The organism is Deltaproteobacteria bacterium, from assembly GCA_016208165.1.
Classification (GTDB): Bacteria; Desulfobacterota; Desulfarculia; order JACQYL01; family JACQYL01; genus JACQYL01.
The window spans coordinates 45000-51812 of the sequence record JACQYL010000015.1; the positions used below are offsets into that span (position 1 = coordinate 45000).

Here is a 6813-nt window from a genome sequence, read left to right on the forward strand (position 1 = left end):
CCATGTCCAGACCACCCGGCCAAGAATCCGAGAGCCCGGAACAAACAGAACTGGTTGCCCGCAACTGGATCGACAGGATCATTCGGTTTTGTCTGACCCGGCCGGTGATCATTCTGCTGCTTGCGATCCTTGCCGTGGTGTGGGGACTTATGGTGGCGCCCTTCAACTGGAGCCTGGGCGGTTTTCCAAGGTCGCCCATACCGTCCGACGCCATTCCGGATATTGGGGAAAACCAGCAGATCGTGTTCACCGAATGGATGGGACGCTCGCCCCGGGATGTGGAAGACCAGGTGACCTATCCCCTGGCCGTGGCCTTGATGGGTGTTCCGAACGCGAAGACGGTGCGCTGTTTTTCGATGTTCGGCTTCTCGACCGTCTACATTATTTTCGACGAGAATGTCGATTTCTATTGGAGCCGTTCCCGTGTCCTCGAGAAATTGAACAGCCTTCCACCGAACGCTCTGCCGGCCGGAGTGAAACCGACCTTGGGCCCCGACGCCACCGAACTGGGACAAGTGTTCTGGTATACCTTGGAGGGGCGGGATGAACAGGGCCGTCCGACGGGAGGCTGGGATCTGCAGGAGTTGCGCAGCTTACAGGACTGGTACGTCCGGTATGCTCTTCTCTCCGCCGACGGTGTCAGTGAAGTGGGGTCGATCGGCGGGTACGTCCAGGAATACCAGGTGGACGTGGACCCCGACTTGATGAGGGCATATGACATCGGCCTCATGGACGTGGTTCAGGCCGTGCAGAAGTCCAATCAAGACGTCAGCGCCAACACGGTCGAAATGAACCAAGTCGAGTATATGATCAGGGGCGTGGCCTTCGTCAAGTCGCTCCAGGATCTGAACGAGACCGTCATCACCCTGAACAATGGAGTACCTGTCCTGCTCAGCAACGTGGCCCAGGTAACACTCGGACCTGCGGTGCGGAGAGGCGCCCTGGATAAGGGCGGGGCCGAGGTGGTCGGCGGGGTGGTCGTGGCCCGATACGGACAGAACCCTCTACAGACGATCAAGAACATACGGGCCAAAATCGATGAAATTTCACCCGGATTGCCGCAGAAGACACTGGCCGACGGACGGATCAGCAAGCTGCAGATCGTTCCGTTCTATGACCGCTCAGGCCTGATCGTCGAAACACTGAACACCCTGCAGGATGCGATCGGTCTGGAAATACTGGTGACGATTCTGGTCGTGATCGTCATGCTGCTCCACCTGTCCAGCTCACTGCTGATTGCCGGCCTGCTTCCTCTGGCGGTCCTGACGGCTTTCGTGGCCATGAAGGTATTTGGTGTCGACGCAAACATTGTGGCCCTGTCCGGCATCGCCATCGCCATCGGCACCATGGTGGACATGGGCATCATCATTATAGAGAACGTTACACGGCATCTGGAACATGCAACGCCGAACAGGAATCTATTGTCGGTCATTTTCGGGGCTGCAAGCGAAGTGGGCAGCTCGGTGGTCACCGCAGCGGCCACGACCATCGTCAGTTTTCTGCCCGTATTCACCATGGAAGCGGCCGAGGGGAAGCTCTTCCGCCCTCTTGCCTTCACCAAAACCTTCGCACTCGTCGCTTCCATATTGGTGGCGTTGACGATCATCCCGCCGCTGGCCTATCTCCTTCGCAGCAATCTCATGAACAGGTGGAAGAAGGCCTGGTTGTTCTACGAGGGAATCATGTACCTGGGCCTGGTGCTGGCCATCTGGGTGAGCACGACCCTGGGCGTGATCGTGGCGGCGGTCGGGGCTTTTTACCTGATCAAGCCCAAGCTTCCTCCGGGATTTGGCCCATGGGTCCCTCTCGTCACCTCGATCCTCGCCACAGCCGCAGTGGTTTTGCTGCTGGGTAAAGCCTGGATGCCCCTCGGCCTGGGCGAAGGCTTCCGGCGGAATCTGATTTTCATCGTATTGCTTCTGGGCGCCATCCTGACCTTGTTTCAACTCTTTCACTATTTCTACACGCGCATACTCGGATGGTGCCTGAACCATAAGAAGGCCTTTCTGTCGGCTCCAGTGGCGATGCTCCTGTTAGGCGCGTTGATTTGGCTTGGCTTTAACGGTCTTTTCGGCTGGCTTCCCAATTCGATCCGGAGCAATCCATACGTCTCCAAGGTCTCACATGCCTTGCCGGGATTGAAAAAAGAGTTCATGCCCCCGCTCGACGAGGGTTCGTACCTGTATATGCCTGTCACCTTGCCGCACGCATCCATCGGCGAGGTGATGGACGTCCTGAGAAAGCAGGACATACGGATTCAAGCTATACCGGAAGTGGAGTGCGTGGTGGGAAAGTTGGGACGAGCGGACAGTCCTTTGGATCCGGCGCCGGTGTCCATGATAGAGACCGTGGTCAATTTCGTCCCGGAATACTTACGGGACGATGCCGGCCGAATCGGCACCTACCAGTACGATCCGGAGCAAGTTGATCTTTTCCGCAAACCGGACGGCGCCTTGGCTTACGCGGCGGATGGATTTCCGTACGTAGTCCCCGGCCGTTTCATCCGCGATAAGGAGGCGCGCTTGATTCCGGATCCCTCGGGACGTCCCTTCCGCCTCTGGCGTCCGGCATTACTGCCCGACCTCAACCCGGGCCGGGCGGCCTGGACGGGCATCCGCCGACCCGACGACATTTGGATCGCCGTCTCCGAAGCCGGCCGCCTGCCCGGTGTAACAGCAGCACCGAGGCTCCAGCCGATATCCGCTCGCATCGTCATGCTGCAAAGCGGCATCAGCGCCAGCATGGGCGTCAAGGTGAGCGGCCCCGACTTGGAAACCATCCAGGAAGTGGGATTCCAGATCGAGAAGCTTCTCCGCCAGGTTCCGGCGATCGATCCTCAGACGGTGATCGCGGAACGAATCATCGGAAAGCCCTACCTGGAAATCCACATCGACCGGAAAGCCGCGGCCCAGTACGGTGTTTCAATCCAGGACATTCAGGACGTGATCGAAACCGCCATCGGCGGCAAGAAGGCCACGACCACCGTGGAAGGCCGGGAACGCTACCCGGTGCGGATCCGATATCTGAGAGAGCTTCGCGATCGAATCGACCTGTTGGGCGAGGTTGTGGTCCCGACGCCGATCGGCGCCCAGATCCCGCTCAAGCAGCTGACGAAAATCGAGTACGTGCGCGGCCCCCAGATGATCAAGAACGAGGATACGTTTCTGACGGGATATGTATTGTTCGAAAAGAAACCGGAATACTCTGAAGTGGAGGCGGTGGATCAAGCTCGAACCTACCTGACTTATGAGATAGAGAGGGGAGAGTTCGTCATTCCGGCCGGCGTCAGCCACACTTTCGTGGGATCCTTCGAGAACCAGGTGCGGGCACAGAAAAAGCTAATGGTGATTCTGCCCTTGTCCCTGTTCGTCATCCTCATCATCCTTTACCTGCATTTCAACAATCTGATCACCGCCTCCCTGGTGTTTACAAGCATCGGAGTGGCTTGGGCCAGTGGTTTCATCATGCTCTGGCTCTACGGACAGAGTTGGTTCCTGGATTTCACGATTCTAGGGAACAACATGCGGGATCTTTTCCAGGTTCATCCCATCAACCTGAGCGTGGCCGTATGGGTGGGGTTCCTCGCCCTCTTCGGAATTGCGTCGGACGACGGCGTGATCATGGCCACCTATCTGGACGACACCTTCGCCGCGAAGCGGCCGGACACCGTTCAGGCTGTTCGCGAAGCAACCATCGAGGCCGGGGGCAGACGCGTGCGACCGTGCCTTATGACCACGGCAACCACCGTACTGGCCTTGTTGCCCGTGCTGACATCCACTGGGCGCGGGTCGGACATTATGGTGCCAATGGCCATCCCATCCTTCGGGGGAATGGTATTCGGGGTGATCACGATTCTGGTTGTGCCCGTGCTGTATTGCGCCCTGCAGGAACGAAAGATCCTCAAGAAAGAAGCGGAAAAGCATCTGATGAGCAGCGTTTGATACGCCCTGTGCGTACGTTTGCTGCTGCGAAAACAGATGAACCTGCGGTCCGAAGCCCGGAAAGGCCTTCCCGATAAAGCTCTTGCAATGTTGGATGGCTGCGCCTATTTTAATTTCCGTCAGGTGGTGACCGGAGCCCCCCTTTCCAGCGCCATTCCAAACAGTGGGCTCAGCGGTCCGATTGCTTCGGCTTCGAATCCCGGATCATTGGAAAACCCTTCAACAACAGGGGAACCGCGCAATGCGGCTTACGTATCTACACGATTTTGAAGAAACGGTTCTAAGCGGACTAACGCTCTCAGAGGCTTTGGATAAGATCGAAGGTTTTCACGGAAGTGTGGCTCCCGGCATTCTCATCGGAGGCCTGATGATCGATTTGGCCCAGGAGTTGGTCGGTGACTCGATACTATATAACGCGGTTGTGGAAACGCCCTACTGCCTGCCGGACGCCGTGCAGATTTTCACTCCGTGCACAATGGGAAACAACTGGCTTAAGGTGGTGGACTACGGACGGTTTGCAGTAACCCTATACAACAAAGACAGCGGCAAGGGTATTCGCGTTTGGGTCGATTTGAACAAGCTCGAAGGCTTTCGGGATGTGTTCAATTGGTTTCTGAAGCGGGCGCCCAAAAAGGAGCTGCCTCTCGATGTGTTGTTGCCTGCCATACTGCACGCAGGAAGAGAGATGCTCTCCTATCGAAACGTGCGGGTATTCGACCAGGCCTGGGGCGTCAAGAAAGGAGCTGTCGGTGTGTGCCCGGCATGCGGAGAATCCTACCCGGTGAACCACGGAACGGTCTGTCGTGCCTGCGCGGAAGGCCCCTACTACTGCGCATCAGAGGAACAGGAGCCTTTACAGTGAGTCGGCTCTATGGCCTTGAAGAGGTTCCATAAGTATATCAAACGGACAGCATGGATCCTGGCGTTGGTGTTTCCATTGACCTTGTTGGCCTTGCTGACTCTCGCCGCGTGCTTCAAGCTGGACGAAGTGCTCATCTATCCCAGGTATGCCGCCCGTCGGGAACTCCGGCCCTTGCCGCCCTATCCTCACTTGGAGGAAGTGAGCTTCCGCACTCGGGATCACGTGCCGCTGGCGGGTTGGTTCATGGAACATCCCGCTCCCCTGGCTCGCATGGTGTATTTCAAAGGCGGCGGGGGAAACGTATCCCTTCTGGGAGATGCTTTCGAACGCTTCTACAAGGGAGTTCCCGCTCATATCCTGTTTTTCGATTACCGCGGATACGGGCGGAATCCGGGGAATCCCACGGAGCAGGGATTCTACTTGGATGGGGAAGCGGCGGTCCGTTATCTGTTGGATCGCGCTAAGGAAGATGACCTGCCATTGGTATTTTGGGGATATTCCCTCGGTGGCCCCGTCAGCGCCCATGCTTCGCAAGTCTTTTCGCCGGACGGACTGATACTCGAATCAACGCTTCCCTCCGTGGAAGACCTGTTACCTAGCTTTTTGAAAGGGCGAAGAAGATGGTTTTTCCATGGTAACTTCAATACAGCCGGATTCCTCGAGAACGCCTCGTTTCCCATACTGATCATGCATTCAAGGGGTGATCGGGTGGTGCCGTTCGTTGCGGAAGAAATACTCTACGACAAGTTGGATGGCAGGGCGGAGTTCTTTGAACTGCCCGGGACCGTATCCCACGGAGGAATGGTGCGTGTGGATCATCCTGAATATTGGAGGCGGATTCGTTCGTTTATTGTTTCCCTGAGAAGCAATCGATCAACGAGATGAAGCGAGTGCGGACAAATATGGTTGCTTTTGAGCGACTCCGTTTATTTTTTTCTTGCCTTCCTAAAGGTTATTATTTATAAATTTATGATCCTTAGCGGAGCTTCAGCCCATATAGGGGGCCCCCAAAGGGGATAGCGGGGTGCCGCATTCTGCAGTAAGGAAATGACACGCTTCAACTGAAATTAAATGAACGTGGAGAAGAAAAACGCGGCCAGGCCCGTTTCTATCGCGGGAAAAGTGTTGATTGTGAGGCTCTAGACAGTTAAGGCGTCTGGTATTGTCTGACCTGGAGAATCCATAGACCAAAGGGTGGTTCAGGCGAGACAAAGGATGCCTTTTTAATTTGGCTCGGAAACGTCAAGCGCCCCGTATCGCGTTTCTTGATTTCGGGCCGGGAGCAAACCTCTCCTCTCCCGTTATTTTGTTCTCCATAAGCATATTTCGAGGTTCGAACCTGTGGACAAAATTACGGTAACCGTTGGCGAGACTACACGGAAAGTGGATCCGGGGGTTTCAGCCGAAGAAGTGCTGCGGAACCTCGATGCCGATATGCTCTCCACAGTGGTGGCCGTGAAGGAAAACGGCGGTCGGCCGGTCGACTTGACGCGGCGCCTCGAACAGGATACCAGACTGACTCCCGTTTTGATCGATTCGGACGAAGGGCTGGGCATACTGCGCCATAGCGCCGCCCATGTAATGGCTGAGGCGGTTCAGGCGCTTTTCCCCGGTGTAAAGGTCACCATAGGTCCTTCTATCGAGAACGGGTTTTACTACGACTTCGATTACGAGCAGTCCTTCACACCCGAAGACCTTCCGCGGATCGAGGCGCGGATGAAGAAGATCATCAAAAAAGGGGCCCGTTTTGAACGCACGGAGATGAAACGGGAGGACGCTATTCGACTTTTCGAGGAACGTGGCGAGCCCTACAAAGTCGAACTGCTGAAGGATTTGGATCAAGACGACGTGTCCGTGTATCGGCAGGGCGATTTCGTAGACCTGTGTCGCGGACCGCATATTCCCAATGCCCGCATGATCCGGGCGTTCAAAATTATGAGTGTGGCCGGGGCTTACTGGCGAGGGGACGAAAACCGTCAACGGCTTCAGCGAATCTATGGAACCGCATTC

General features: G+C 56.3%; 4 protein-coding genes. All 4 read left to right on the forward strand.

The window, feature by feature from the left end:
- Positions 1-2: 2 nt before the first annotated feature.
- Complete coding sequence (locus tag HY788_03235; GenBank protein MBI4773189.1) at positions 3-3941, forward strand: efflux RND transporter permease subunit; 3939 nt, start codon at positions 3-5, stop codon at positions 3939-3941.
- 241 nt (positions 3942-4182) lie between these two features.
- The gene (locus HY788_03240) at positions 4183-4803 is read left to right on the forward strand and encodes a formylmethanofuran dehydrogenase subunit E family protein (GenBank protein MBI4773190.1); all 621 of its coding nucleotides are present in this window, start codon (positions 4183-4185) and stop codon (positions 4801-4803) included.
- Positions 4804-4812: 9 nt separating this feature from the next.
- A complete protein-coding gene (locus HY788_03245) occupies positions 4813-5688 on the forward strand; it encodes an alpha/beta hydrolase (protein MBI4773191.1) in 876 nt (291 codons plus the stop codon).
- 549 nt (positions 5689-6237) lie between these two features.
- A partial coding sequence (locus HY788_03250; protein ID MBI4773192.1) for a threonine--tRNA ligase occupies positions 6238-6813 on the forward strand: 576 nt, incomplete at its 3' end.

Bases quoted from the DNA above. Each gene is read 5' to 3' on its own strand.
- HY788_03235 (MBI4773189.1), top strand. From the start codon at position 3: ATGTCCAGACCACCCGGCCAAGAATCCGAGAGCCCGGAACAAACAGAA.
- HY788_03240 (MBI4773190.1), top strand. From the start codon at position 4,183: ATGCGGCTTACGTATCTACACGATTTTGAAGAAACGGTTCTAAGCGGA.
- HY788_03245 (MBI4773191.1), top strand. From the start codon at position 4,813: ATGGCCTTGAAGAGGTTCCATAAGTATATCAAACGGACAGCATGGATC.